The sequence below is a fragment of the Kitasatospora sp. LaBMicrA B282 genome (assembly GCF_050325825.1).
Taxonomy (GTDB): domain Bacteria; phylum Actinomycetota; class Actinomycetes; order Streptomycetales; family Streptomycetaceae; genus Kitasatospora.
The window spans coordinates 19121-42632 of sequence record NZ_JBNQTI010000026.1 but is presented as its reverse complement, the minus strand read 5'-3'; the positions used below and the strand labels follow the sequence as shown (position 1 = coordinate 42632).

The window sequence follows — 23512 nt, the reverse complement described above, 5'->3', positions numbered from 1 at the left end:
AAAGGGCAGGGAGACCTTGCTTGTTTTGGGCTCTTCGGGTAGCTGTTTGTGGTTTGTTGTCTCCCATCTGTTTCCCTCCACGACCGCCCGGCGCAGCCCCACGCCGCCGCCCAGTCCCTGACCGAGCGCCTTGGCGGCCGCCTCCTTGCGGGTCCACAGCCACAGGAAGCCGGCCGACCGCTGCGCCGGCGCCAGCCCCGCGAGCCAGGCCGCCTCGGCCGCCGTGAACCAGCGCCGGGCCAGCAACGCGTGCGCCACCGGCCGGATCCGCTCCACGTCGACCCCCACCCCGGCCGGCGCCCCCGCCTGCGCGTCCGCCTGCACGGCGGCCGCCGCGACCACCCCGCGCGCATGGCTCAGGCTCACCGCGACCCCCGCCGCCCCGCGCACCACCGGCTGCCCCGACGCCGCCCGCTCCAGGCGCACCCCCGCCACCGGCACCCCGGCCACCGAGGCCGCCAACCGCACCGCCAGCTCCCGCACCGCCGCCCGCTCCTCCCCCGGCACCCGCACCACCCACACGGTCACCGCCCCGCTCCCGCCCGCGACCACCGCGCCCCACCCGCCCCTTCACGCTCCCGGGAGCTCCTGCTCCGTCCAGATCGTCTTACCCGACGCGGTGTACCGGCTCCCCCAGCGCTTGGTCAGCTGGGCCACCAGGTACAGCCCGCGCCCGCCCTCGTCGGTCAGCCGGGCCCGCCGCATCCGCGGCTGGGTGCTGCTGCCGTCGGAGACCTCGCAGGTCAGCGTGTCCGCCCGGATGAGCCGCACCACCACCGGGCCGCCCGCGTACCGGATCGCGTTGGTGACCAGTTCGCTGAGCACCAGCTCGGTGGTGAAGGCGAGCTCCTCCAGCCCCCAGCCGACCAGGGCGGTGGTGGCGTCCTCGCGCACCCGGGCGACCGCGGCCGGATCGGGCTCCACCGACCAGACCGCGGTGTCCGCGGCGGCGACCGCCTTGGTACGGGCCAGCAGCAGGGTGACGTCGTCGTGCAGCCGGGTCGGCGGCAGGCCGGCGATCACCCGCTGGCCGGCCTCGGGCAGCGGCAGGTCCTGGGCCCGCACCACGGCCAGCCGCCGGGTCAGCTCGGCCATGCCCGTGTCGATGTCGCCGTCGCCGCGCTCGATCAGCCCGTCGGTGTAGAGCGCCAGCACGCTGCCCGGCGCCAGCTCGACCCGGACCGACTCGAAGGGCAACCCGCCGACGCCGAGCGGCGGGCCCGGCACCACCGGGAGGTACTCGGTTCGGCCGTCCGGGTGAGCCACGGCCGGCGGCGGGTGCCCGGCGCTGGCCACGGTGCAGGTGCGGGCGACCGGGTCGTAGACCGCGTAGAGGCAGGTGCCGCCGAAGGAGCTGGGCTCGGGGCGGGGCCGCCGGGCGCCGCTGCCCTCCTCGGCGGCCGGCGCCGGGGGCGGCCCGCCCGGCCGGGCCGCCACCCCGAAGCGGGCCGGGTCCAGGCCGTCGGCCTCCAGGTCGTCCTCGTCGTCGGCCGCCAGCGCCGCCTCGACCAGCAGCTGGGCGACCAGGTCGTCCAGGTGGACCAGCAGTTCCTCCGGCTCCAGGTCGAGGTCGGCCAGGGTGCGCACGGCGGTGCGCAGCCGGCCCATGGTGGCCGAGGCGTGCAGGCCGTGGCCGGTGACGTCACCGACCACCAGGGCCACCCGGGCCGAGGAGAGCGGGATGACGTCGAACCAGTCGCCGCCGACCCCGCCCACGGTGTCGGTGGGCAGGTAGACGCTGGCGGTGCTGACCGCGGCCACCGAGCGGACCGCCGGCGGCAGCAGGCTGCGCTGCAGGCCGATCGCGGCCCGGTGCTCGCGGGTGTAGCGGCGGGCGTTGTCCAGGGCCAGCGCGGCGCGGGCGGCGATCTCCCGGAGCAGCGCGTGGTCCTCCTCCTCGTAGGCGTCCTTCCAGCGGTCCCGGCGCACGCTGATCCGGCCGAGCAGCACGCCGCGGGCGTTCAGCGGGGCGGTGAGCAGCCAGGCCTCGGCGAGTTCGGCCAGCCCCCCGATCTCCTCGCTGCCGTCGGCGCCGACCAGCACCGTGGCGCCGTCCGGGCCGACCAGCACGGTGTCGCCGGTGGCGGGCACCGCCTCGGGCGGGCCCGCCACCGCGGTGCGGCGCAGCAGCAGCCGCCCTTCGGGCCCCGGAGTGGGCTCCTCGCCGCTGAACACGGCCTCGGCCACCTCCACGGTGGCCACGTCCGCGAAGCCGCCGACCAGCGCCTCGGCCAGTTGCTTGGCGCTGTCGGTGACCGAGAGCGAGCGGCCGGTGGCGGCGGTGACCTGGTGCAGCAGGGCCAGCCGGCGGCGGGCCCGGTACTGCTCGGTGATGTCGTTGAAGAGCGCGGTCAGGCCGATCACCGCGCCGTCGGCGGCCTGCAGCCGGAACGCGGAGATCGCCATCATCCGGCCGCCGCGCGGGTCTATCACGGTGCGGGCCAGCTCCTCGGCCAGCACCAGCGGCTTGCCGGTCGCCATCACCTCGCGCAGGTGTTCCTCGACCGCGGCCGCGTCCTGCGGCTGCAGGAAGTCGGAGAGCCGGCGCCCGGTCAGGGTGACCGGCATGCCGGAGTACGGCAGCAGGTGGGTGTTGGTGCGCACGATCCGCAGGTCCTGGTCGAAGACCACCAGGCCGAACCGGTCCTGCAGGAAGAGTTCCCGGGTGAAGGCCTGGTCCTGGCGCCACCGGTCGGCGGTGGCGGCCGGCGCGCCGATCACCATGTAGCGGGCGGTGCTGCGGTCCCCGACCGCGGCGCCGCGCAGCACCAGCAGCCGCACCTCCAGGGCGAGCAGCCGTCCGTCGCCGGTGTGCACGCTGACCCGGCCGGCCCAGGCCGCACCCCGCCCGGCGTACCCGTGCGTGCCGGTGATCGCCGCCGGCGGGCCGCCCGGATCCACCGGTGCGGCCAGCAGGTCGCGCACCGGTCGGCCGCGCAGCACGCCCACCGGAAGGGCGAGCAGTTCCTCGGCGGCGGCCGTGCAGTCCAGGATCCTGCCGCCGCCGTCGACCAGTACCCCTGCCACACCGTCGAGGAACGGGAAGCGGGAGTTGTCCATACGGTCCACCTCGCCCGGGTCTTTGCCCTCCCCCTCATCCTCCACCGGGACGCCGCGCTCGGCGCCCCGGGCCCGTGGAGGTCTCAGTGACCGCCCGCGTCCACCGTCTCGACGTCGGTGATGTTCCGCTGGATCTCCTCGGCCGGCAGCGCGACGGCCAGCGCCCAGTAGTAGACGCCCAGCGACAGGGCGGAGATCACCGCGATGTCCCACCAGAGCGGCAGGTTGTGCTGCGCCCCGACGCCGAACTGGCCTTGCCAGGAACAGATGCCCAGGCCCACCAGGTAGACCGGCAGCCACTGCCCGGCCCGGAAGTCCATCCGGGGCGCACCGGGCAGCCGCTTGACCCGGGCGTAGCCGGCGTAGGAGCCGAGCAGCAGGTAGCCGATCAGGATCGAGGCGCCCAGCCGCCACAGGGTGTCCCAGCCGGACCAGTAGATCACCAGGCTGGCGATCACGAAGGAGATCGGCGAGATGATCTCCCCCGCGGGCAGCCGGTAGGGCCGCGGCAGCTCCGGGAAGCGCTTGCGCAGCACGCCGAAGGCCAGCGGCGCACCGGCGTACATCAGCACCACGGCCGAGGTGATGAAGCTGACCAGCTTCTGCCAGCTGGGGAAGGGCAGGAAGCAGAGCACGCCGGCGACGAAGGCGAGCAGCAGTCCGATCCACGGCACCCCGCGCCGGTCGGTGGCCTGCATGCCCTCGGGGGCGTAGCCGTTGCGGCTCAGGCCGTAGGTGATCCGGGAGCTGGAGGTGACGTAGACCAGGCCGGTGCCGGCCGGCGAGATGATCGCGTCGATGTACAGCACGGTGGCGAAGCCGCCCAGGCCGATCACGGTGGCCAGGCCGGCGAACGGGCCGCTGATCCCGGCGTAGGTCAGCGCGCCCCAGCCGCCGGTGATCGCGGAGTCCGGCACCGCGGCGATGAAGACCAGCTGGAGCAGGATGTAGATGACGCTGCCGATCATCACCGAGCCGAGCACCGCGCGCGGGATGTCGCGCTTGGGGTTGGTGCTCTCGCCGGCCCACTGGATGGCCTGCTCGAAGCCGAGCAGCGCGAAGATCACCCCGCTGGTGCTGATCGCGTTCAGCACGCCGTGGGCGCCGAACGGGGCGAACCCGTGCGAGTTGAAGTTGCGGCCGTGGAACTCGGTACTGGCGAAGATCAGGATGGTCAGCACCGGGATGGCGACCTTCCACCAGGTGGCGGCGCTGTTGGTGCGGGCCAGCCAGCGCACGCCGAGGAAGTTGATCGCCACGAAGAACGCCAGCAGTGCGGCCGCCACCGCGAAGCCGGAGCCGGTCAGGGTCGAGTCCTTGGGGTGTTGCAGGCCGTCCGCCCAGCTCCAGTGCCGGGCGTAGCCGATGATCGCCTGCACCTCGATCGGCGCGATGGTGGCGGCCTGCAGCCAGGTGAACCAGCCGAAGGACATGCCGGCGAAGCCGCCGAAGGCGTAGTGCGGGTAGCGGGCGGTGCCGCCGGCGACCGGGAAGAGCCCGCCCAGTTCGGCGTGCACCAGGGCGAGCAGCACGATCGCCACCGCGCCGATCACCCAGGAGAGCAGCGCCGCGGGCCCGGCGACCTTGACCGCCTTCTCGGCACCGAACAGCCAACCGGAACCGATGATGGCGCCGACCGAGGCCCAGAGCAGGCCGACCAGCCCGACCTCGCGGCGCAGCGCGTGCCTGGGATTGGTGCGCGTGGGCGCCGGGGCGGGCGATGCCATGGCGAACGGCCTCTCGACGGGGGACGGGGTCCCTCCGACGCTGCCTCAGCCGTCCCCGGGTCACCGGTTGCGCCGCTGCGACACGGCCGCACCTCCAGCCGTCCGGCCTAACCCGCCGCGGGTGCGGCTCGAGCGGGGGGATAGTTACACCAGACTTATCAAGCTACTGTAAGGAGACATGGAGACCGCAGCCCGACCATCGACTGCACAGCCATCGACCGCACAACCACCGACCGCACAACCACCGACGACGCAGCCACCGACGACGCAGCCACCGGCCGCAGCGGCGCCGACCCCGCTGCCACCACAGGTACCGCCGGCCGACCCGGCCGAGCTCGCGACCGACTTGAGGCTGGCCGTGGGCCGGATCGCCCGCCGGGTCCGCCAGGCGCACATCTCCGGCGACCTGACGCACTCCGAGGTCTCGGTGCTCGCCCGCCTCGACCGGGAGGGCGACAACTCCCCGGGGGCGCTGGCCGAGCTGGAGCGGGTCCGCCCGCAGGCGATGGCGGCCACCGTGGCCGCCCTGGAGGAGCGCGGCCTGGTGCGGCGGCGGCCGGACGAGCGGGACGGGCGGCGGGCGATCCTGAGCCCGACCGAGGCCGGGCGCGCGGTGCTCACCGCCCGGCGCTCGGAGTCCGAGCAGCTGCTGGCCGTCGCACTGGGCGCCGAGTTCGACCCGGCCGAGCGGCAGCAACTGGCGGCGGCGATACCGCTGCTGGCCCGGCTGGCGGAGCGGTTGTGACGGGCGCGACCGCGCTGACCCGGGCCGGCGACCGCCCCGGGCAGGACCGCTACAAGTGGGTGGCGCTGTCCAACACCACCATGGGCGTGCTGATCGCCACCATCGACAGCTCGATCGTGATCATCTCGCTGCCGGCGATCTTCCGCGGCATCGGCCTGGACCCGCTGGCCCCGGCCAACATCGGCTACCTGCTCTGGATGATCCTCGGCTACACCCTGACCACCGCGGTGCTGGTGGTCGTGCTCGGCCGGCTCGGCGACATGTTCGGCCGGGTGAAGATGTACAACCTGGGCTTCATGGTCTTCGCGGTGGCCTCGCTGGCCCTGTCGCTCGATCCGCTGCGCGGCGGGGTCGCCGCGCTCTGGCTGATCGGCTTCCGGATCGTGCAGGCGGTCGGCGGCTCGATGCTCACCGCCAACTCCGCGGCGATCCTCACCGACGCCTTCCCGGCCCGCCAGCGCGGCATGGCACTGGGCATCAACCAGATCACCGCGCTGGCCGGGATGTTCCTCGGCCTGCTGGCCGGCGGCGTGCTGGCCACCATCGACTGGCGCGCGGTCTTCTGGGTCAGCGTGCCGTTCGGCGTGGTCGGCACCTTCTGGTCGTACCGCAGCCTGCGCGAGACCGGCACGCCGCGGCCCGGGCGGATCGACTGGATCGGCAACCTGACCTTCACCGCCGGCGCCGCCTGCCTGCTGGCCTCGATCACCTACGGCATCCAGCCCTACGGCGGCCACTCCACCGGCTGGACCGACCCGTGGGTGGTGGCCGGGCTGAGCAGCGGGGTGGCGCTGCTGATCACCTTCTGCATCGCGGAGACCCGGATCGCCGAGCCGATGTTCGAGCTGCGGCTGTTCCGGATCCGCGCCTTCGCCGCCGGCAACCTGGCGGCGCTGCTGATCGCGATCGCCCGCGGCGGCATGCAGTTCATGCTGATCATCTGGCTGCAGGGCATCTGGCTGCCGCTGCACGGCTACTCCTTCGAGCGCACCCCGCTCTGGGCCGGGATCTTCATGCTGCCGCTGACCGCCGGCTTCCTGCTCGGCGGCCCGATCTCCGGGTACCTGTCCGACCGGTTCGGCGCCCGGCTGTTCGCCACCTCCGGGCTGCTGCTGGTGGCCGCCTCGTTCGTCGGCCTGATGCTGCTCCCGGTCGACTTCCCCTACCCGGCGTTCGCCACCCTGCTGCTGGTCAGCGGCCTGGGACAGGGCATGTTCTCGGCCCCCAACACCTCGGCGATCATGGGCAGCGTGCCGCCGGAGCGGCGCGGGGTGGCCTCCGGGATGCGTTCCACCTTCCAGAACTCGGGCACCGCGCTCTCCATCGGCCTGTTCTTCTCCCTGATGATCATCGGACTGGCCGGCTCGCTGCCGCACGCCCTGGACAGCGGCTTGCAGGCCCAGCAGGTGCCGGCCGCCACCGCCCACCAGGTGGCCGCCCTGCCCCCGGTCAGCACGCTGTTCGCCACCTTCCTCGGCAACAACCCGATCGGTCACCTGCTCGGCCCGAGCGGGGTGTTGACCACCCTGCCGCCCGCCAACGCGCACACCCTGACCGGCAACCGGTTCTTCCCCGAGCTGGTCTCCGGCCCGTTCCACCACGGTCTGGTCACCGTCTTCAGCGCGGCGGCGGCGATGTCGCTGATCGGCGCGCTGGCCTCGGCGCTGCGCGGTTCGGGGGCCAAGGGCGGCCAGGACGACGCCGCCCGGCAGCGGCCCGCGCCCGAGGCGGCCGGCGCCGACCGGCCCGCCGCGGCGACGAAGGGGCCGCGCCCGTGACGGCGACGAGGTGCGGCAGCGTCACCCGAGCTGACGCAGTGTCATCGACTGATGTGAATGTGAAGAAGATCAGTATCAGCAGATGTTGATTTGGGAGCCGGGCCGTGCCAGGCTCGTTCCCGGCCGAACGCGGCGAGGGCGGTCACCGGATGGACCGCCCGCCGCCGCACCCGGCCACGGCTGCCGCGCGGCCACCGCCCTCGCCCCCGGGGGTCGGTTGCCCTGCGGCGACCGCACCGGACGGCCTGGACCGGGGCGAGACATCCCCTGCCCGGTCCAGGCCGCCTCGCTCCGGCACCCGCCGCACCCCGCCACCCGGTCGACCGCGCCGCCACGCGGTCGACCCACCCGGTCGTCCCTCGGACCGCTCAGCCGGTGCTGTACCAGTCCCACGGGAGCGTGCCGTGGCCCGGCAGGTAGGGCTCGCGGGTGCAGATGGTGATCAGCGGGTGGTCCCGCCAGACGGTCGGGTCGTTGCCGCGCAGCGCCAGTTCGGTGCGGGCGTGGTCGGTGTTCGCCACCAGGACCAGCACCGTCTCCTTGCGCAGCCGCTCGAAGGCGTCCGGGTCCGGATCCTCCAGCAGTGCGGCCAGCCGGGCCCGGTCGGCCAGCCGCAGCCGGCCGCGGTCGCCGTAACCCAGCGGGCGGACCCGGGCGGTGCTCCGGGCGCTGCCGCGGGAGAGCGTCATCAGCGGCAGCAGGGTCGGGATCCGGCCGGGGTCGGTCGCCCCCTCGCCCTGGGCCGCGCGGTAGAGGGCCAGCCCCAGCAGGGTGCGCACCGCCTCCAGGTCACCACCGGCCACCCGTGGGTCGTGCCGTTCGGCCCACCGGGCCAGACCCAGGGCCCAGTACATCGCCACGTCCAGCACCGCCGCCCGGCCGAGCAGCGCGGCGTCCACCTCCCACCACCAGGTCGGATCGCCCTCCGCGGCCTCGACGGCCGGCTCCAACTCGTGCACCGCCCCACCTCACTCCCCGGTCTGCCCGCCGAAGTCCCCGGGCGGACGAGCTCCGCTCTGACGCTGTGCTGCCTATGGTGCTGCGGTGCGTGCTGCGCTGTCCGCCGATCGGCGAAATGGAACGGACCGGACCGCTGCCCGAACTCCCCTGCGCCGCCGGGCCGGTGGTGATCGCAGCGGCGACACCGCGGCCGCGGCGCGGGGCCCGCGGGACGGGCCGGGGTCGGCTGGGGCCGGGCTGAGGTCGAGCCGGGGTCGGGCTGGGGTCGAGCCGGGGTCGGGGGTCGCCGAACACTCGCATACATGGACATGACGTGAAAAACCTGAGGTGAACGAAGAGTGACGAGCCGCCCGGAGCGATCCCTCCCGGTACGGAGCATCGCGCGGCGCTCGTGATTCTCGTGTGATGTCTGCGATGCGGGGTTGTTATCGAGGTGATGATCCGTCTAGTCTCCCCAACAACCCGCCACCGCGCGGGCGCCCGGAACCGGTACGCCGAGTCCTGCCCACCGTGCTCCGGGAACCACCACACCACCTCGGGCAGGGGCGGGGGACCCAGGTTTCAATGCCGCGTCCCGCGCGGCTAGGGGTGAAGCCGTCCACCGGATCCGTCCGGGCGGACGGCCGGGCCACCTCCCGGTCCGAACCCGACAGCTCACCTCGCAGGCGTGCGGAGAGGGAACTCGATGGGCATATCCGGGGTGTTCTCAGGTCCGGGCCGCCACCGCCGTCCGACCCAGACCGACCGCGCGGTGACCGCCGCGACCGTGGCCGGCGCGGGTCTGGCCCTGCCGCTGCTCACCGCGACCGGCGCGCACGCCGCCACGCCCGACACCTGGACCGCGGTGGCCCAGTGCGCCACCGGCGGCAACTGGTCCGCCGACACGGACAACGGCTTCTACGGCGGCCTCCAGCTCAGCGAGCGCAACTGGGTGGCCTACGGCGGCGACCAGTACGCGGCCCAGCCCTCGCACGCCACCGAGGCGCAGCAGATCGCCGTCGCCGAGCGGGTGCTGGCCGACCAGGGTCCGACCGTCTGGGGCCACTGCGGCACCACCACCGGCCTCACCGCCCCGGCGGCGCCCACGACTCCGGCCGCGCCCGGCAGCCCCGCGGCACCCACCACCCCGGCTGCGCCGACCACGCCGGGCGCGCCGACGACTCCCGCGGTGCCGGCGGCTCCCGTGGCACCGGCTGCGCCCGGCAACCCGACGCAGCCGAGTGCGCCCGGGGTGCCCACCGCGCCGGGTACCTCGACCAGCACGGCCCCCGGCCAGCCCGCCACCACGGCGCCGGCCCAGCCCACCGCGCCGACGCAGACCGCCACTCCCCCGGTCACCACCCCGGCGCCGAGCAGCCCCACCACGGCCGCGCCGACCACCGCGCCCACGGCCACGACGCCCACCACCCCGGTCACCACCGCCCCGCCGGCGGCGAGCACCCCGGGCACGCCCACCCAGCCGACGGCGCCGGGCACCCCGCCGGCGAGCCCGGCAGCACCAGCGTCGCCTGCCGTGCCCGGTACGCCCACCGCGCAGGCTCCCAGCGTGCCGGCGGCCCCGGGCACCCCCGCGCAGGCCGGCCCGGCGACCCCGGCTCCGGCCACCCCGAGCACGCCCGACGGCAGCTACACCGTGCAGAACGGCGACAACCTCTGGGGCATCGCCCAGCAGCACCACGTCGACGACTGGCAGCAGCTCTACCGCCACAACCTCGGCACGGTCGGCAGCAACCCCAACCTGATCTACCCGGGCCAGGAACTCCAGGTCCCCTGACCGGCCCCGGCTCGGCGCCCGCGGCCTGACGGCCGGGCCCTCTCCGCCGGATCTCGTCGGATCAGCGCCAGGCGCACCCACCCTGACGGCTGGGTGCGCCTGGCGGGGTGTGTCCCACCGCCCCCACCATCCCCGGGCGCCGGACCGCCGGCACCCGGCCGGGCAGAATGACCCCATGTCACGACGCACCGCCAAGTCCCGCCCGACCCCGCCCGCGCCCGCGCCCGCCGAGCCGGTGGACTGCCCCTGCGGCCTGCCCGCGCGCTACGCCGACTGCTGCGGCCGGCTGCACCGCGGCCTGGCCCAGGCCGGCACCGCCGAGCAGCTGATGCGCTCCCGCTACGCCGCGTTCGCCGTCCGGGACGCCGCCTACCTGCTGCGCAGCTGGCACCCGGACACCCGTCCGCCGTCCGTCGACTTCGACCCCGGCCTGCGCTGGGAACGGCTGGAGGTCCTCGCCACCACCGAGGGCGGCCCCTTCCACCAGGAGGGCACCGTCACCTTCGCCGCCCACTACCGCGACGCCGGCCACCCGGGCAGCCTGCGCGAGACCAGCCGCTTCCTGCGCCACCAGGGCGCCTGGGTCTACCTCGACGGCACGATCGAGGCCGACTGACGCCCTCGGAGCCCGAGGAGCACCTCACCCCGCCCTCCCCGTCCTTGGAGGACCACGTGACCCTGCCGCTTGCCGACTTCCTGCGCACGGTGCCGCAGGGCATCGTCTTCGCGACCGTCTACCTCACCGACGCCGCGGGTGACCCGCTGCTACTGAAGTCGACCTATGACCCCGAGGTCTGGCAGCTCCCCGGCGGTCTGCCGGAAGCCGGGGAGGACCCGTGGGCGGCCGCCCGACGCGAGTTGGCCGAGGAGACCGAGCTGGAGCTGCCCGAGCAGCCCGCCGCGCCGCTGCTCGCGCTGGTCTTCACCCCGCCGGTGGCCGGCTGGCCGTTCCGGGTCGGCGTGGTCTTCGACGGCGGCCCGCTCGCTCCGGACCGGCTCGCCGGCCTGCGCCTCGACCCCGCCGAGCACAGCGCCCACGCCGTCCGCCCGCTCGCCGACTGGCGCGCCGAGCTCAGCCCGACCCGGCTGGCCCTGGTGGAGGCCGCCGCCGAGGCCCGCCGCACCGGCCGGGCCGGCTACCGCGCCCTCGTCGCTCCCCCCGCCGCCGCACCGGGACCACGGGACGTCGGCGATACTCGCTGACGTCCCGTCAGTCACCCAGTCAGCAGGAGCCCTCCGATGGACCAGCTCTCCCCCGAGGACCAGCACCGCCGCGCGCTCGCCTTCCGCGCGCTGCACGCCGGGCCCGGTGCCTTCGTGATCGCCAACGCCTGGGACGCCGGCACCGCCCGGCTGCTGACCGGGCTCGGCTTCGACGCGCTGGCCACCACCAGTGCCGGCCTGGCCTTCGCGCTCGGCCGGCCGGACGGGGCCAACCTGGTGCGGCGCGAGGAGGCGCTGGCCAACGCCCGGGCCATCGTCGACGCCACCGGGCTGCCGGTCTCCGCCGACCTGGAGAACGGCTTCGGCGTCGACCCGGCCGAGGTGGCCGCGACGATCCGGCTGGCCGCCGGGACCGGGCTGGTCGGTGCCTCGATCGAGGACGCCACCGGCGAGCCGGAGCGGCCGATCCACCCGCTGGAGCTGGCCGTCGAGCGGATCGAGGCGGCGGTGGCGGCCGCCCGGGAGCTGGACTTCCCGTTCACGGTCACCGCGCGGGCGGAGAACTTCCTGCACGGGCGCCCCGACCTGGCCGACACCGTGCGCCGGCTGCAGGCCTTCGAGGCGGCCGGCGCCGACGTGCTCTTCGCCCCGGGACTCCCGGACGCCGAGGCGGTGCGCACGGTCTGCGCGGAGGTCGGCAAGCCGGTCAACGTGCTGGCCGCCGGCCCGCTGACCCGGCTGACGGTCGCGCAGCTCGCCGAGCTGGGTGCGCGCCGGATCAGCGTCGGCTCGGCGTTCGCCCGGGTCGCCCTGGCCGCCACCCGGCGCGCCGCCGCCGCGCTCCGGGAGAGCGGCGGCTTCACCGCGCTGACCGAGGCGATGCCGATGCCGGAGGCGAGCGCCCTGATGACGGAACGGGACTGACCGGGAGCAGCTCCGCGGCGAGCGTGCGGCAGACCGCCGAGCGCGCGGCCGACCTGACGGGTGACCAGCGCCGATACGGGTGACCAGCGCCGATCCCACCGAGGAACGCCCTGATCCGGCGGATCGTTTCGCCACCATGGTGTCCTCCCTGTTCGGCCCCGTCGGCAGCCTGCTGCTCCCCGCCGCGCTGATCGCGCTCTGCTTAGCGGTCGCGGCCTTCCGGTTCCTCCGGGCCCGGGCCGGCGGGCGGGCGCGCCCCGGGCGCGGCGCCGCCGTGACGGCGGGCGAGGAGCTGCACGCGCTGCTCTACCCGGGCAAGCAGGTGCAGCTGGAGCAGCGCCGGATCGAGCTGGTGCTCCGCGAGGACGAGCAGGCCGGTGCGCCCGGGCACACCGGCATCGACCTGTCCCGCGGCACCGCCCGCCTCCCCCGCTGACGCCCCGCCCCCGCTCCCGCCCCCGCGCCCGCCTCGCCCGCCCCCCGTCGCCCCGGCGTGACCGCCACCGCCCCCCGCGCGGACCGTCCCGGTGGACCCGGGCGGGTGGCGGTGGAAAGCTCGGACGAGAGCGTTCCCGACCGTCCGCGGAGCATCCGAGGAGCACCGGCATGTCCGAGCGAGCAACCTCCCGGGCCGGCGCGGCCGGCCGGGTTCCGGTCGCGGAGCGGCCCGAGCAGCTGCGCAACGTCGTCCTGGTCGGGGTCAGCGGCTCCGGCAAGACCACGTTGACCGAGTCGCTCGCGCTGGCCGCCGGGGAGCTGACCCGGGCCGGCCGGGTGGCCGAGGGCAGCACCGTCTCCGACCACGAGGAGATCGAGCACCAGCAGCAGCGCTCGGTGCGGCTGTCCGTGGTGCCGGTCGGCTGGCGGGATGTCAAGATCAACCTGATCGACCCGCCCGGGCACGCCGACTTCTCCGGCGAGCTGCAGGCCGCCCTGCGGGCCGCCGACGCGGCCGTCTTCGTGGTCTCGGCGACCGACCCGCTGGGCGGTCCGGCCCTGACGCTCTGGCAGGAGTGCGCGGCGCTCGGCCTGCCGCGGGCCATCGCAGTCACCCACATGGATGCGGCCCGGGCCGACTTCGACGAGGTACTGGCGACCTGCCGGCAGGCCTTCGGCGGCGAGCACCCGGACTCGGTGCAGCCGATGGACCTGCCGGTGCGCAGCGACGGGCAGGTGCGCGGCACGGTCGAGCTGCTGTCCGGCGAGACCCACGGCCGGGCCGAGCCGGCACCGGACACCGGCCCGGCCCGCGAGGCGCTGGTGGAGGCGATCGCCGGCGAGGACGACGAGCTGCTGGAGCGCTACCTGGGCGGCGAGACGCTGGACGAGCCGGCGCTCACCGCGGGCCTGCGCGGCGCGGTGCTGCACGACGCGATCCACCCGGTGCTGCCGATCACCGAGGACGGCACCGGCGCGGTCGACCTGCTCGACCTGCTCGTCTCCGCCTTCCCGGCGCCGTCCGCGAGCCCGCTGCCCGAGCCGGTCGAGCCGACCGGGCCGGCCGGTCGGGAGCCGGTCTGCGACCCGGCCGGCCCGCTGGTCGCCCAGGTGATCCAGAACACCGGCGACCCCTACGTCGGCCGGCTCAGCCTGGTCCGGGTCTTCTCCGGCACGCTGCACCCCGACACCCTGCTGCACGTCGCGGGGGCGGGCGCCGACGCGGAGCCGACCGACGACCGGATCGCCGGGCTGACCAGCCCGTTCGGCAAGCAGCAGCGCGCGGTGCCGCAGGCGGTGGCGGGCGACCTGGTCTGCGTCGGCAAGCTCACCGCGGCCCGGGTCGGCGACACCCTGACCGAGCCGGGCGACCCGGTGGTGCTGGCACCGTGGGACCTGCCGGAGCCGCTGCTGCCGGTGGCGATCGAGGCCCGCAGCCGCAGTGACGAGGACAAGCTGGCCCAGGGCCTGTCCCGGCTGACCGCGCAGGACCCGGTGGTCCGGGTCGAGCAGAACCCGGACACCCGCCAACTGGTGCTCTGGTGCACCGGCGAGGCGCACGCCGGGGTGGTGCTGTACCTGTTGGGCAGCCAGTTCGGCGTCCAGGTCGACCAGGTGGACTACCGGGTGGCGCTGCGGCAGACCTTCGGCGGGACCGCCACCGGGCACGGCCGGCTGGTCAAGCAGTCCGGCGGGCACGGCCAGTACGCGATCTGCGAGCTGCTGGTCGAGCCGCTGCCCGGCGGGACCGGCTTCGAGTTCGTCGACAAGGTGGTGGGCGGCGCGGTACCGCGGCACTTCATCCCCTCGGTGGAGAAGGGGGTGCGGGCCCAGCTGGCGCACGGCGTGGGCGACGGCTTCCCGCTGGTGGACCTGCGGGTCACCCTGGTGGACGGCAAGGCGCACTCGGTGGACTCCTCGGACGCCGCCTTCCAGTCGGCCGGCGCACTGGCGCTGCGCGACGCGGCGACCAACACCAGCGTGCGGCTGCTCGAACCGGTGGCCGAGGTGGGCGTACTGGTACCGGACGAGTACCTGGGCGGAGTGTTCAGCGACCTGTCGGTGCGCCGCGCACGGGTCCTCGGCACCGAGCCGGCCGGCCCGGGGCGGAGCCTGCTGCGGGCCGAGGTCCCGGAGCTGGAGCTGACCCGCTACGCGGTCGACCTGCGCTCGCTCTCGCACGGCACCGGTTCCTTCACCCGGACCCCACTGCGCTACGAGCCCATGCCGGCAGCCGTCGCCGACCGGGTCACCAAGCCCGACCACTGACCACCCGACGACCGCCGCCCCGCCGCACAACCCGTCGTCCGACCACATCATCGCTGGCGCAGGAGGAGCTCACGCCGGTCATCGCCGCAGTGCTCCCGGGTTCACCGGAGTCAACCTGGCTGCCCTCCCGCTCGGCGACCTCGCGCCACCTGCGCCGGCAGTAGGCACGACGCGGGCGAGAACCGCCCGGAAACGACGAAGTCCCCGACCGGCGAACCGGTCGGGGACTTCACGAAGGCGGAGGATATGAGGTTCGAACTCGTGCGGGGTTGCCTGTGAGACTCCGTGAACGCTACGGGGCGCGTTCAGTCGAACCTCTCATCCGAAGAGCTGAGTTGTGTGATGCTCCGGGCATGAAGAAGGAGCCCTGCCGGGTGCGACCACCCTCAGGGGGGATGTCCGCAGGCCAGTACAACTACTGGAAGGACGGCAAGACTGAGGTCCACCTCAAGGTCGAAGAGTGGCCGGAGTGGAAGACTCGGCGGCTCGCGGAAATCCTCTTCGGTGGTCTCGTCGAACGCTCAGCCAACGAGTCAGCTCCACCGGCTGAGTAGATGCCTTCGAAGGGCGTTCTCAACTCCGCCGATGTGCCGTTCAGCCTCAGTCGGTCTCTCCTCACCGCCGTCCAGGTGGGCCATCGCGTAGCTGCACTCCTCCGGGCGCCGCGCCCGCCGCGCCATCACCCAGGCGGTGCGGGCATCTATCCCAGCTCCGAAATCGGCGGCCAAACGGCCATCCCTACTCCTCTGGACCGTCGGCGCTGTCGCAGCACGAGGCAAACGTCCGGACCTTCCCGTTGATGCAATAGCAGCGGTCTGCTGGTGCGGTCGGAATCCGACTGATTGCCGCGACCGCCTGAACCAGCTCTTTGCTCTTCGCGGCTCGCTGAATGTATTCGAGGGAGTCGAATGTCATCCCCTGGAGGTTCCGGCCGATCATCACGACCAGGGCGCCGCGGTTCGTTGCCCGATACCAGCGCGGGAAATATCGGAGCTTGCCGAGCCGGTACAGCTCGCGTCCGTCGTGGAGCAGTCTCACCTCATCGCCTTCAAGGAGGGCTGTGAGGCCGGGGGTGCAATCCTTTTCATCCACCGGGTCTGCACCCTCGCCCTCGCGGCAGATCCAGTCTGGAAACTCGAATCCCAGCGTCGCAAAGCCGGCGAGCAGACGATCATGGACCTCTCCGCCTGTCGTGATGGCAAGCCCACCATAGGCGTCAATGATCAGCGCCGGTACGGGGCCTCGCTCGCCCACCAGCAAGGCGCACTCGACTTCGAAGAAGATCTTGTTGGGGTCGGGGGCGGTCTAGGTCTCGTACACGGCTGAGTCGCCACACCTTGGATGGATCAGGGCGGGCCACTTGATCATTTTCTCGTGGTTCAGAATGCTGACGAGATTGGCGGGGCTGTTGCGACCAATTGGCTCGCCGCAGCTTCGGCAGCTTTCCACCTTCTTTGAGAGGCGCCGCAAAATCGCCTGCAGATCTACGCCCTTGAATGCGTCTCGTACAGGCTGTGAGGCGTGAATCTTGCGCGCCATGGCCCTCCCTATTTCGGTCCTGTCGGAAGGGTAGGGCTGCGCCGGGGAAAAGTTATGCGCCATTCACCCAGAAAGCGGATGGCGTACGAGTGGCGAATCCTGGCGGGCGGCGTTTTACCTCCGGCGCTACAGCTCATGCCCTGCGGCGTGTGCGTGTCGCTGTATCGCGGGGGGAACCCCATGCTCTATGGTCGGCACAGCGGCCGGCGGAGGGTCGCAGGACGAGACGGGGCCGCCCGGTTGGCCAGGTCGTCGTCCCGGGTGCAGGGCGCTCGCTCCGCTTCACAGTCCTCTTCCTCAGCACCGACGCGCTGACAGGGATCTTCCTTTGGCTGGCCGGGCAGCACGAAGGATTCGCCATGTCACACTCCACTGCGCGCGTATTGGCTACCCAGCGCAGCGCTTTCACCGACGAGCACCGAGCCACGGCACGGTCGGGCTTGGGGCGCACCTCCATCGGTCTGGACGAGTGCACCCCTGCCCAGGCACAGCTGCGGGCACTGTTGGCGCTCGGCTGGTTCAACCTGGGTCTTCTCTCGGCACCTGGCTTCGACTGGCCGCTCGGGCCGACCCTCAACTACGGCACCGTGCTCTCCCCTCGTTACGACCATCTCGTCCTCATCGTGTCCGCAGCCCTCAACGTCTCGGACCAACTCGTCGCAAGCCCACCTTGGTCCGGAATCCCGGGCATGCGCTTGGAGCGCGTCGTGGACTGGAAGACCGTCCTGCTGCGGCACCTACCGACCGGGGCAAGTCTGGAAGTTACAGAACGGAGCCAACCCAAGGCTCCGAAGCCGACCGCCAGGGTGATCCGCCATCGGAGCGTGCTCATGGTGGATCAGCCAGTAACCCCCGCGGAACAGGCAAAGCTGGACAGCGTTCCGCCGATGTCCGAGGCGGCAAGGCGTCTTCTGGGCGCGCTTGCCATGCGCGCCGCTCTCCGGGACCCGGCAGGAGACTGGCACGTGCACTGGTACTACAGCACACTGGGCCGGCCCCTTGGACGCCGTAACCAAGCGGAGCGGCGCCTCTGGGGCAGAGATGACCTGTGGCTCCTGGAATGGACGTCCTACCCGTATCCCCAGGACCTCGTTGCGGCGATGACCCACCCGGTGGGCGGCCTCGATGGTGTGGTTGCCCAACAGGTCGGCCCCACCTGGATCTTGACCTACAACGGCGCGCAGCTGCATCTCTACGATCGGGAAGCGTCGGCGTGGTGACCACGAGGGCGTAGGCGACCGGCTGACCGGGCTGCCTACGAGCGCTCAGCGCGAGCTGTGCCGGCGGTCACTGCTCGAAGAACCAAGCGCGGCCGGTCTGTCCGTACTGCTGGACAGGGATGAGCTCGACGCCGGTCCTCATTCGCGCGCTGTACAACAGGCCGTCGAGGTGGTCGATCTCGTGGTGGACCAGGCGGGCGAGCCCGCGCTCGTAGGTGGTGACCATCACCTCGCCGTCCAGGTTGGTGGTCTCCACGGTGATCTGCAGCGGACGGGGAACCAGGCCGCGGACGTCGAAGAAGGGCAGGCAGACTTCGAACTGCTCGTCTGCCTCGTCGGCGCGGTCGATGACGCGCGGGTCCAGCAGAACGATCGGCGGGGCGTCCGGCTGGCTGGACAATGGCGGCCGCCCGGCCGATCCCGATCTGCGGTGCCGGATGGGAGCGGTCCGCGGTGGCGTCGCCTCGGCGGTCACCCCCCCCCCCCCGGCCCACACGCGACCGTCAGACGAGGCTGGGCAAGACGCCGCGGGGCCAGTGGCCGAGCCAGAAGGCTGCGGTGGATGGCTCGGGCTGGTCTTCGGTGGAGCCATCGTGCGGCAACAGCTCGGTCGGGGCGATGTAGCACTCGCCGGGTGCGAGGCGGATGCGGAAGCAGCGCAGCGGTTGGTGGCGGGCGACGTAGGTGTGGAGGTCGTCGGTGTGCGGGTAGTGGTGCTCGTAGTCGTGGTGGACGGTTCGGCAGATGGCCTGAATGTCGATGTCGCCGAGCAGGAGGTAGCGGGTGCCGGGGCCGAGGTTGAGGCAGAGGCGTCGGCGGCCCCGGTGCTTCTCGGCGTAGGAGAGCTTGTCCCAGTTGTCGACGTGCAGGCCGAGCCGTCGGCCCTCCTGGTAATTGTCGGTGGTGGTCAGGGCCTTGGCCGGGCTGGCCGCCTGGCCGAGGTAAGTGGCGTTGGGGTCGCCAAGGGGGTCGGCGAGCTCGGAGAGCAGGTCGATGGCGTCGGTGTGCCGGAGCTTGACCACTTCGACCAGGCGGCTGTCCGGGGTCTCGTCGGTTGCCCGGACACGAGCGCCGAGGGCATCGCTATCGGCTGCCAGGGGTCGGCCGGGACGACGGCCCCGTTCTCGTACTCGGGCTCTCCCCGGGTGATCCGGACTCCGCCGACCTCGCAGCGCCGCTGCAGGGCGGAGAGGTCGTGGAACGCAATGCTCAGGTGCATGCCGAGTCCTCCTCGGAATCGGTCTAGCGATGGTCGTCGAGCGCGTCCCCGTAGGTGACGTCCAGCTCGGCCAGCAGGGCTTCGGCGAGTTCGGCCTGCTGCGGGCGGTCGATGATGATCTTCGCCAAATGGGCGACGCCGCGCAGGGCGGTGAGGTCGTTGCCGCGCAGGTCCACATCGCGGTACTTGCCGCGTCCGAACTCGGTGAGCTGGAGGGTGCAGGCATCAAGGACGACCTCGCTCAGGTCGCAGTTGGTGAAGACGGCCTCGGTCAGGACGCACTTGGAGAAGGCGACCGGGCCGGTGGCACGGACGCGGTCGAAGGTCGTGTAGTCGAGTTTGCAGTTCTCGAACAGGACGTTGTCGAGGGTCAGGCCGGTGAGGGTCGCGCCCATGAGTTTGCAGTTGCGGAAGACGACGCGGGAGAGCTTGCTCTCGCTCCAGGTGACCGAGCCGAGGTCGGTGCTCTCGAAGGCGACGGAGTCCAGGCGCATCTCGGTGAGCTGGGCGCGGGAGGCGCGCAGGGCGGTGATGCGGCCGGTGATCAGTCGGGTGTCGGCCAGGTCGAGCTCGCGCAGGTCGGCGTCGGCGTACTGGAAGTCCTGCACGATGCCCCGGCCGGTTTCCAGGGAGGTGACGTTGGACAGGTAGGTGCCGGCCTCGTCGAGATTGGGCAGGGCCACGGTGACGCGGCCGAAGGTGCGGCTGTCCATGGTCGGGCTCCCTCTTGCTGTGGGGCCGGGCAGCCCGTGCGCTGGGCGCAGGCCGCCCGGCAGCGGTGCTACTTCTTGTTCCAGTTGTCCCAGGTCGGCCGGTTGTCGAACTTGGGCGCGGGGTTGTCCCAGGTGGGGCGGTTGTCGAACTTGGCGACCGCGGGGTCGTGCGAGCGGCCGGCCGTGAGCTCCTCGATAACGGGGGCCTCGGCGGTGGTCAGCAGTTCGAGCACGGTCATGCTGCTTGCTCCTCTCGGACGGTATCGGACAAGGCGGTGATCAGGGCCTGCCTGGACACGCGGCAGTAGTTGGTCTCGGTGGTGTCCAGGCGGCCGTTCTCGAAGTAGCGGTTGCCGGCCTGCGCTCCGCGGCAGAAGTCGAAGAACTGGCAGGTGGCCTCGCACCTCTCCAGGCCGGTGAGGAACTCGTCCACGTACCGCAGCCGGTGGGCGCCGTCGAGGATGGACGCCAGCGACTGGTGCAGGACGTTGCCGGCCCGGAAGTCGTCGTAGGCGGGCGCGGCGATGCCCGCGAGCTCGGGTGAGAGCAGCACCACGTCGCCTGCCGCGGAGACGGTGGGGATGGGGTCGATCAGGAGAGCATCCCGGTCGGTCTGCCGGGCGGTTCGTGCGGCGTGGAGGTAGTCGCCGAGGCGGGCCAGCTCGCGCACCTTCGGGCCTGGGGTGCGGCGGCTCCATGCCATGGTGCGGCGCCAGAACTGCCGGGCTTGCTCGACGGTGGGCATCGGCCTGGTGGTGTTGACGCCTTCGGTCTCCTCGATGTTGATGCCGATGGTGTGGCAGCCGAGGCCGGTGAGGAAGTCGAGCAGGTCCTCGGGCCGGTCAACGCTCTCGGCCGTGACCACCGCGATCACGGAGAAGGCGATGCCGGCCTCACGCAGGCGCGCGACACCCTTCACGATCCGGTCGAAGGCCGGCTTGCTCTTGCGGTCGACCCGCTGAGCGTTGAGGGCGGCCGGGCCGTCGATGCTCACCCCCACCCGGAACTGGTACCTGGCGAGGAACCGGCACCAGTCGTCGTTGACCAGGGTGGCGTTGGTCTGCACGTAGTGGTGGACCAGACCGGCCTGCCGCAGTGGCTCGAAGGCGGCGATCAGTTCGCCGAAGCGCCGCAGGCCCAGGGCCAGCGGTTCGCCCGCGTGCCAGACCAACTCCAACGGGCGGCCCGGACTGAGGGCTGGGGCGAACTCGGCGACCGAGCGGGCCACGGCCTCGGCGACCTCGACGCTCATGTGCTCCCGGCGGTCGCGGTGCGGCAGGTAGCAGTACGTGCAGGCGAGGCTGCAGAAGCTCGTGGGCTGGACGACCACGGACTGCGGCCGCCGCGCGAGGTGGCGGTCGTAGCGGCGCGGTTCGCTCATCGGATGACCTCTCAATCGGCGCCAAGGGCGGCACGCGGGCAATCACGCCGGGGGCCGGCGGGCGAGGCGTTGCGCAGGCGGTCGAGAAGGTGCCTGCCGACTCTGCGCGGATGCGCCAGCAGTTGGCGCCGGGTCATGGCCTGCTCGGGCACGGCCAGCTCGGCCCAGACCCGCTTGCCCCGGCTGGTGCGCTCGGCGCCGTGGGAGAGCGCGAGCCGCTCAACCAGGAGCAGGCCCCGGCCCGTCTCCTCGTTGGCCATTGCCTGACGCGTCCGCGGGAGGATCACGGAGGCGTCGTAGACCTCGACCAGGACACGCCGGGCCCGCGGGTCGGCGTACACGCCGACGGTGAGCACCGGCCCGTACGAGTGCCGGATGGCGTTCGTGATCAACTCCGACACGACGACGTCGAGGCTGTCGCGGCTCCCCTCATCCAGCCGGATCCCCGGTCTGCGAGCATGGCGCGGACCCGCTGACGGCCCTTGGCGACGTTGGCCGGATCGCGGACCAGGAAGAACACGCGACGGTACACGGACATGGCTCTGCTCTCCTCGGGGGCTGTGGAGAGCGGCACCGGCCATCGGAAATGGGCCGACGGGATGGCCGGTGCCGCCGATCGTGGAGCCGAACCGCCCCGGTCCGGAGCACCCTGCTCGGCTGACTCTCAGTCAACAGCCGTGCGCGCTGACGAATAAGGTGCCAAGGTGTAGGCCAGATGTCGGCCAGTTGTGGGCCACTGTGGGCCAGGTGTCGGCCTGCGGGCGGCCCGAGGGAGGGCACCGTGTCAGGGGGACCTGTGACGGTCGCGGACCTGATCAGGACCGCGCGGGAGAAGAAGGGCTGGTCACAACCCCGGCTCGGCCTCGAACTCGGTACGGCGGAGGGCAAGGGAGGATCGGGACCGGACCGGGGCCAGGTCTCCCGATGGGAGCGCGGCGGCCGGGTGCCGAAGTACTGGATGCCGTACCTGATCAAGGTTCTCGATATCGACCTCGCCGATACGGTCGCCGTCCAGCCAACTGTTCCGGCGGAGAGCGACACTGGCGATACCGTGGATTCCGTCATCGAGCTGAGCCGGAGGGACGTGGTGGATCGCCGGGGATTCGTGGCCGCCTCCACCGCGTACGCGCTGACGGCCTTGAGCCTGCCCGACCCGGAGTCCGTCCTGCGGCGCGTACGGCTCAAGTCCAAGGGCAAGGTCCAGGTCGGCCGGGGTGAGGTCGCTGCTGTCCGCCAGATGACGACCTCCTTGGGTGACGCCGCAGCCGAACTCGGTGGCGGACACGCCCGACACCTCGCCGTCCGCTACCTCCACCACGACGTGGTCCCCTGGCTCGAAGGGACATGGAGCGAAGCCGTCGGTCAGGAGCTGTTCGCGGCAACTGCCCAACTCGTGCACCTGATCGGATGGATGGCCCAGGACGAAGGCAACCAGGACGCCGCCCAGCAGTACTACGCACACTCCTTCCGCCTCGCCTCCGAGGCCGGCGACCCCGAACTCGCCGCCACTACCCTGCGTGGCCTGGCCGTCCAGGCGATCGACCTCGGCTTCCGGCCCACGGCGGTCCGGATAGCGGAGGAGTGCGTCGATCAGGCCAAGCACGTGGGCGACCCGCGGGCCCTGGCCTACTACCAGGCGACCCTGGCGAACGCCGCTGCCCTGGACGGTTACCGCCGCACCACCACCAGCGCGCTCGCCGCCTCCCAGACCGCCATCGAGCGCGCCACCGGCGCCCCGGGCGAATCGTGGGCCAGCCACTACAGCACCGGCCGGTGGGCCCACGAGGCCGGCATGATCCTCGCCCAGCTCGGCGACCACACCAGTGCGCAGGACCACCTCCACCACGCGCTCGACATCCACGGCCTCGACCGCCGCCGCACCCGGGCGATCGTGCTAGCCGATCTCGGCACCGTCCGCCTCCGCCAGGACGACGTCGACGGTGCCCTCGCCTCCTGGGGCGACTTCCTCGACTGCGCGGACGGCATCCGCTCCATCAAGGTGCAGGACGCGGTGCACGACATGCGCGCCCGCCTCTACCGGCTCCGCAACGTGCCCGGTGTCGAAGAGTTGGACGACAGGGCGGCAGCCGTCGAGAACGCCCCGACCGTGTAGTGCGGCGCTGGACCTCCGCGGCGCGTCTCAAACCCCCATAATGGCACGGCGGCCGGAAGATCCCGGCCGCCGTGGACGAGGTCCAAGCGAGGCCCCAACTGTGTAGTTGGCTGCGGCCGGTGGGTCAGCCGTACTGCGCGACTGCCTCGGCCTGGCGCTCTACGGCGATCAGGCGATCGACGAAAGCGCGCATTTCAGCGCTCAGGCCGTCGAGGACCTGGAGCGCGTTGCCGTCGGGCCCATCGGCAGCGTGAACGGCCAATTTCAAACGGTAGTCACATGCCATATGGAAAATCTTGCTGCTGACCCTGCATCCAGACCTGCCGGTCGCCCGTCGAGGTGCTGTGCGATCAAGCTCGGCGTGAGGTCCGGGGCGAGGCGAGGGCGCGTTGGCAGGGCGACGAGGCACGGCGGCTCTGACTGAGACCACGTACGACGAAGGCCCCGACTGCTGAGCGGTCGGGGCCTTCGTTATGGCTGTTCGGCCAT

General features: G+C 72.7%; 24 protein-coding genes and 1 riboswitch. Of the genes, 11 read left to right on the top strand and 13 right to left on the bottom strand.

The features are described 5' to 3' along the window. The 3 genes from ACQRUO_RS10345 to ACQRUO_RS10335 all read right to left on the bottom strand — a co-directional run. The coding region (locus ACQRUO_RS10345; RefSeq protein WP_428315483.1) for a 4'-phosphopantetheinyl transferase family protein at positions 1–528 on the bottom strand (528 nt) is incomplete at its 3' end. A gap of 42 nt (positions 529–570) precedes the next feature. Beyond that, the gene (locus ACQRUO_RS10340; RefSeq protein ID WP_428315482.1) at positions 571–3060 is read right to left on the bottom strand and encodes a SpoIIE family protein phosphatase; all 2490 of its coding nucleotides are present in this window, start codon (positions 3058–3060) and stop codon (positions 571–573) included. Positions 3061–3143: 83 nt separating this feature from the next. Next, positions 3144–4787 carry an APC family permease gene (locus ACQRUO_RS10335; protein ID WP_428315481.1) on the bottom strand — a complete coding sequence of 548 codons (1644 nt, stop codon included), beginning with the start codon at positions 4785–4787 and terminating at the stop codon, positions 3144–3146. A 346-nt stretch (positions 4788–5133) separates the two neighbouring features. On the opposite strand from ACQRUO_RS10335, the gene ACQRUO_RS10330 reads away from it, so the two are divergent. Further along, a complete protein-coding gene (locus ACQRUO_RS10330; RefSeq protein ID WP_428315480.1) occupies positions 5134–5532 on the top strand; it encodes a MarR family winged helix-turn-helix transcriptional regulator in 399 nt (132 codons plus the stop codon). Positions 5533–5612: 80 nt separating this feature from the next. Continuing rightward, complete coding sequence (locus tag ACQRUO_RS10325) at positions 5613–7310, top strand: MFS transporter (protein WP_428315510.1); 1698 nt, start codon at positions 5613–5615, stop codon at positions 7308–7310. A gap of 368 nt (positions 7311–7678) precedes the next feature. Here the strand turns inward: ACQRUO_RS10325 and ACQRUO_RS10320 are convergent, their stop codons facing one another. Continuing rightward, positions 7679–8269, bottom strand: a complete 591-nt coding sequence (locus tag ACQRUO_RS10320) for a hypothetical protein (RefSeq protein ID WP_428315479.1) — start codon at positions 8267–8269, stop codon at positions 7679–7681. A 519-nt stretch (positions 8270–8788) separates the two neighbouring features. Continuing rightward, a riboswitch (cyclic di-AMP (ydaO/yuaA leader) is annotated at positions 8789–8954 on the top strand. Between the two features lie 67 nt (positions 8955–9021). Between ACQRUO_RS10320 and ACQRUO_RS10315 the strand changes: the two genes are divergently transcribed. The 7 genes from ACQRUO_RS10315 (at position 9022) to ACQRUO_RS10285 (ending at position 15392) form a co-directional block, all read left to right on the top strand. After that, positions 9022–10044, top strand: a complete 1023-nt coding sequence (locus ACQRUO_RS10315) for a LysM peptidoglycan-binding domain-containing protein (RefSeq protein ID WP_428315478.1) — start codon at positions 9022–9024, stop codon at positions 10042–10044. 175 nt (positions 10045–10219) lie between these two features. Continuing rightward, entirely contained in the window at positions 10220–10660 is a 441-nt protein-coding gene (locus ACQRUO_RS10310; RefSeq protein ID WP_428315477.1) for a YchJ family protein, read from the top strand. A 56-nt stretch (positions 10661–10716) separates the two neighbouring features. Continuing rightward, positions 10717–11247, top strand: coding sequence for an NUDIX domain-containing protein (locus ACQRUO_RS10305; RefSeq protein WP_428315476.1), 531 nt, complete (start codon positions 10717–10719; stop codon positions 11245–11247). A 36-nt stretch (positions 11248–11283) separates the two neighbouring features. Further along, positions 11284–12132 carry an isocitrate lyase/PEP mutase family protein gene (locus ACQRUO_RS10300; RefSeq protein WP_428315475.1) on the top strand — a complete coding sequence of 283 codons (849 nt, stop codon included), beginning with the start codon at positions 11284–11286 and terminating at the stop codon, positions 12130–12132. A 79-nt stretch (positions 12133–12211) separates the two neighbouring features. Further along, positions 12212–12568, top strand: coding sequence for a DUF6191 domain-containing protein (locus ACQRUO_RS10295; protein WP_428315474.1), 357 nt, complete (start codon positions 12212–12214; stop codon positions 12566–12568). A gap of 170 nt (positions 12569–12738) precedes the next feature. Beyond that, on the top strand, positions 12739–14838 hold the full coding sequence (locus tag ACQRUO_RS10290; protein ID WP_428315473.1) for an elongation factor G-like protein EF-G2: 2100 nt from the start codon (positions 12739–12741) through the stop codon (positions 14836–14838). 353 nt (positions 14839–15191) lie between these two features. Then, entirely contained in the window at positions 15192–15392 is a 201-nt protein-coding gene (locus ACQRUO_RS10285) for a hypothetical protein (protein WP_428315472.1), read from the top strand. Positions 15393–15576: 184 nt separating this feature from the next. Here the strand turns inward: ACQRUO_RS10285 and ACQRUO_RS10280 are convergent, their stop codons facing one another. Beyond that, on the bottom strand, positions 15577–16098 hold the full coding sequence (locus tag ACQRUO_RS10280) for a hypothetical protein (protein WP_428315471.1): 522 nt from the start codon (positions 16096–16098) through the stop codon (positions 15577–15579). 45 nt (positions 16099–16143) lie between these two features. Next, the gene (locus tag ACQRUO_RS10275) at positions 16144–16377 is read right to left on the bottom strand and encodes a hypothetical protein (RefSeq protein WP_428315470.1); all 234 of its coding nucleotides are present in this window, start codon (positions 16375–16377) and stop codon (positions 16144–16146) included. Positions 16378–16736: 359 nt separating this feature from the next. Here ACQRUO_RS10275 and ACQRUO_RS10270 point away from each other — a divergent pair, with 359 nt between their 5' ends. Beyond that, complete coding sequence (locus ACQRUO_RS10270) at positions 16737–17597, top strand: hypothetical protein (protein ID WP_428315469.1); 861 nt, start codon at positions 16737–16739, stop codon at positions 17595–17597. Between the two features lie 67 nt (positions 17598–17664). Here ACQRUO_RS10270 and ACQRUO_RS10265 read toward each other — a convergent pair whose 3' ends face one another. The 6 genes from ACQRUO_RS10265 to ACQRUO_RS10240 all read right to left on the bottom strand — a co-directional run bounded on the left by ACQRUO_RS10265 (position 17665) and on the right by ACQRUO_RS10240 (position 21491). After that, positions 17665–17997, bottom strand: a complete 333-nt coding sequence (locus tag ACQRUO_RS10265) for a peptide deformylase (protein WP_428315468.1) — start codon at positions 17995–17997, stop codon at positions 17665–17667. Positions 17998–18100: 103 nt separating this feature from the next. After that, positions 18101–18619 carry a hypothetical protein gene (locus ACQRUO_RS10260; protein ID WP_428315467.1) on the bottom strand — a complete coding sequence of 173 codons (519 nt, stop codon included), beginning with the start codon at positions 18617–18619 and terminating at the stop codon, positions 18101–18103. A gap of 220 nt (positions 18620–18839) precedes the next feature. Beyond that, complete coding sequence (locus ACQRUO_RS10255) at positions 18840–19529, bottom strand: pentapeptide repeat-containing protein (protein WP_428315466.1); 690 nt, start codon at positions 19527–19529, stop codon at positions 18840–18842. A 68-nt stretch (positions 19530–19597) separates the two neighbouring features. Further along, positions 19598–19768 carry a multiple cyclophane-containing RiPP AmcA gene (gene amcA, locus ACQRUO_RS10250; RefSeq protein ID WP_428315465.1) on the bottom strand — a complete coding sequence of 57 codons (171 nt, stop codon included), beginning with the start codon at positions 19766–19768 and terminating at the stop codon, positions 19598–19600. After that, entirely contained in the window at positions 19765–20910 is a 1146-nt protein-coding gene (amcB, locus tag ACQRUO_RS10245) for a cyclophane-forming radical SAM peptide maturase AmcB (RefSeq protein ID WP_428315464.1), read from the bottom strand. Before amcB ends, amcA begins: the two co-directional genes overlap by 4 nt. 11 nt (positions 20911–20921) lie before the next feature. After that, on the bottom strand, positions 20922–21491 hold the full coding sequence (locus tag ACQRUO_RS10240; protein ID WP_428315463.1) for an ATP-binding protein: 570 nt from the start codon (positions 21489–21491) through the stop codon (positions 20922–20924). A 200-nt stretch (positions 21492–21691) separates the two neighbouring features. Here ACQRUO_RS10240 and ACQRUO_RS10235 point away from each other — a divergent pair, with 200 nt between their 5' ends. Continuing rightward, entirely contained in the window at positions 21692–23023 is a 1332-nt protein-coding gene (locus ACQRUO_RS10235; protein ID WP_428315462.1) for a helix-turn-helix domain-containing protein, read from the top strand. A gap of 124 nt (positions 23024–23147) precedes the next feature. On the opposite strand, the gene ACQRUO_RS10230 is transcribed toward ACQRUO_RS10235, so the two are convergent. Further along, the gene (locus ACQRUO_RS10230) at positions 23148–23309 is read right to left on the bottom strand and encodes a hypothetical protein (protein WP_428315461.1); all 162 of its coding nucleotides are present in this window, start codon (positions 23307–23309) and stop codon (positions 23148–23150) included. Positions 23310–23512 lie beyond the last annotated feature (203 nt).

Bases quoted from the DNA above. Each gene is read 5' to 3' on its own strand.
- ACQRUO_RS10230 (WP_428315461.1), bottom strand. From the start codon at position 23,309: ATGGCATGTGACTACCGTTTGAAATTGGCCGTTCACGCTGCCGATGGG.
- ACQRUO_RS10285 (WP_428315472.1), top strand. From the start codon at position 15,192: ATGAAGAAGGAGCCCTGCCGGGTGCGACCACCCTCAGGGGGGATGTCC.
- amcA (WP_428315465.1), bottom strand. From the start codon at position 19,768: ATGACCGTGCTCGAACTGCTGACCACCGCCGAGGCCCCCGTTATCGAG.
- ACQRUO_RS10255 (WP_428315466.1), bottom strand. From the start codon at position 19,529: ATGGACAGCCGCACCTTCGGCCGCGTCACCGTGGCCCTGCCCAATCTC.
- ACQRUO_RS10290 (WP_428315473.1), top strand. From the start codon at position 12,739: ATGTCCGAGCGAGCAACCTCCCGGGCCGGCGCGGCCGGCCGGGTTCCG.
- ACQRUO_RS10310 (WP_428315477.1), top strand. From the start codon at position 10,220: ATGTCACGACGCACCGCCAAGTCCCGCCCGACCCCGCCCGCGCCCGCG.
- ACQRUO_RS10335 (WP_428315481.1), bottom strand. From the start codon at position 4,787: ATGGCATCGCCCGCCCCGGCGCCCACGCGCACCAATCCCAGGCACGCG.
- amcB (WP_428315464.1), bottom strand. From the start codon at position 20,910: ATGAGCGAACCGCGCCGCTACGACCGCCACCTCGCGCGGCGGCCGCAG.
- ACQRUO_RS10240 (WP_428315463.1), bottom strand. From the start codon at position 21,491: ATGGCCGGTGCCGCTCTCCACAGCCCCCGAGGAGAGCAGAGCCATGTC.
- ACQRUO_RS10270 (WP_428315469.1), top strand. From the start codon at position 16,737: ATGTCACACTCCACTGCGCGCGTATTGGCTACCCAGCGCAGCGCTTTC.
- ACQRUO_RS10275 (WP_428315470.1), bottom strand. From the start codon at position 16,377: ATGGCGCGCAAGATTCACGCCTCACAGCCTGTACGAGACGCATTCAAG.
- ACQRUO_RS10340 (WP_428315482.1), bottom strand. From the start codon at position 3,060: ATGGACAACTCCCGCTTCCCGTTCCTCGACGGTGTGGCAGGGGTACTG.
- ACQRUO_RS10325 (WP_428315510.1), top strand. From the start codon at position 5,613: ATGGGCGTGCTGATCGCCACCATCGACAGCTCGATCGTGATCATCTCG.
- ACQRUO_RS10300 (WP_428315475.1), top strand. From the start codon at position 11,284: ATGGACCAGCTCTCCCCCGAGGACCAGCACCGCCGCGCGCTCGCCTTC.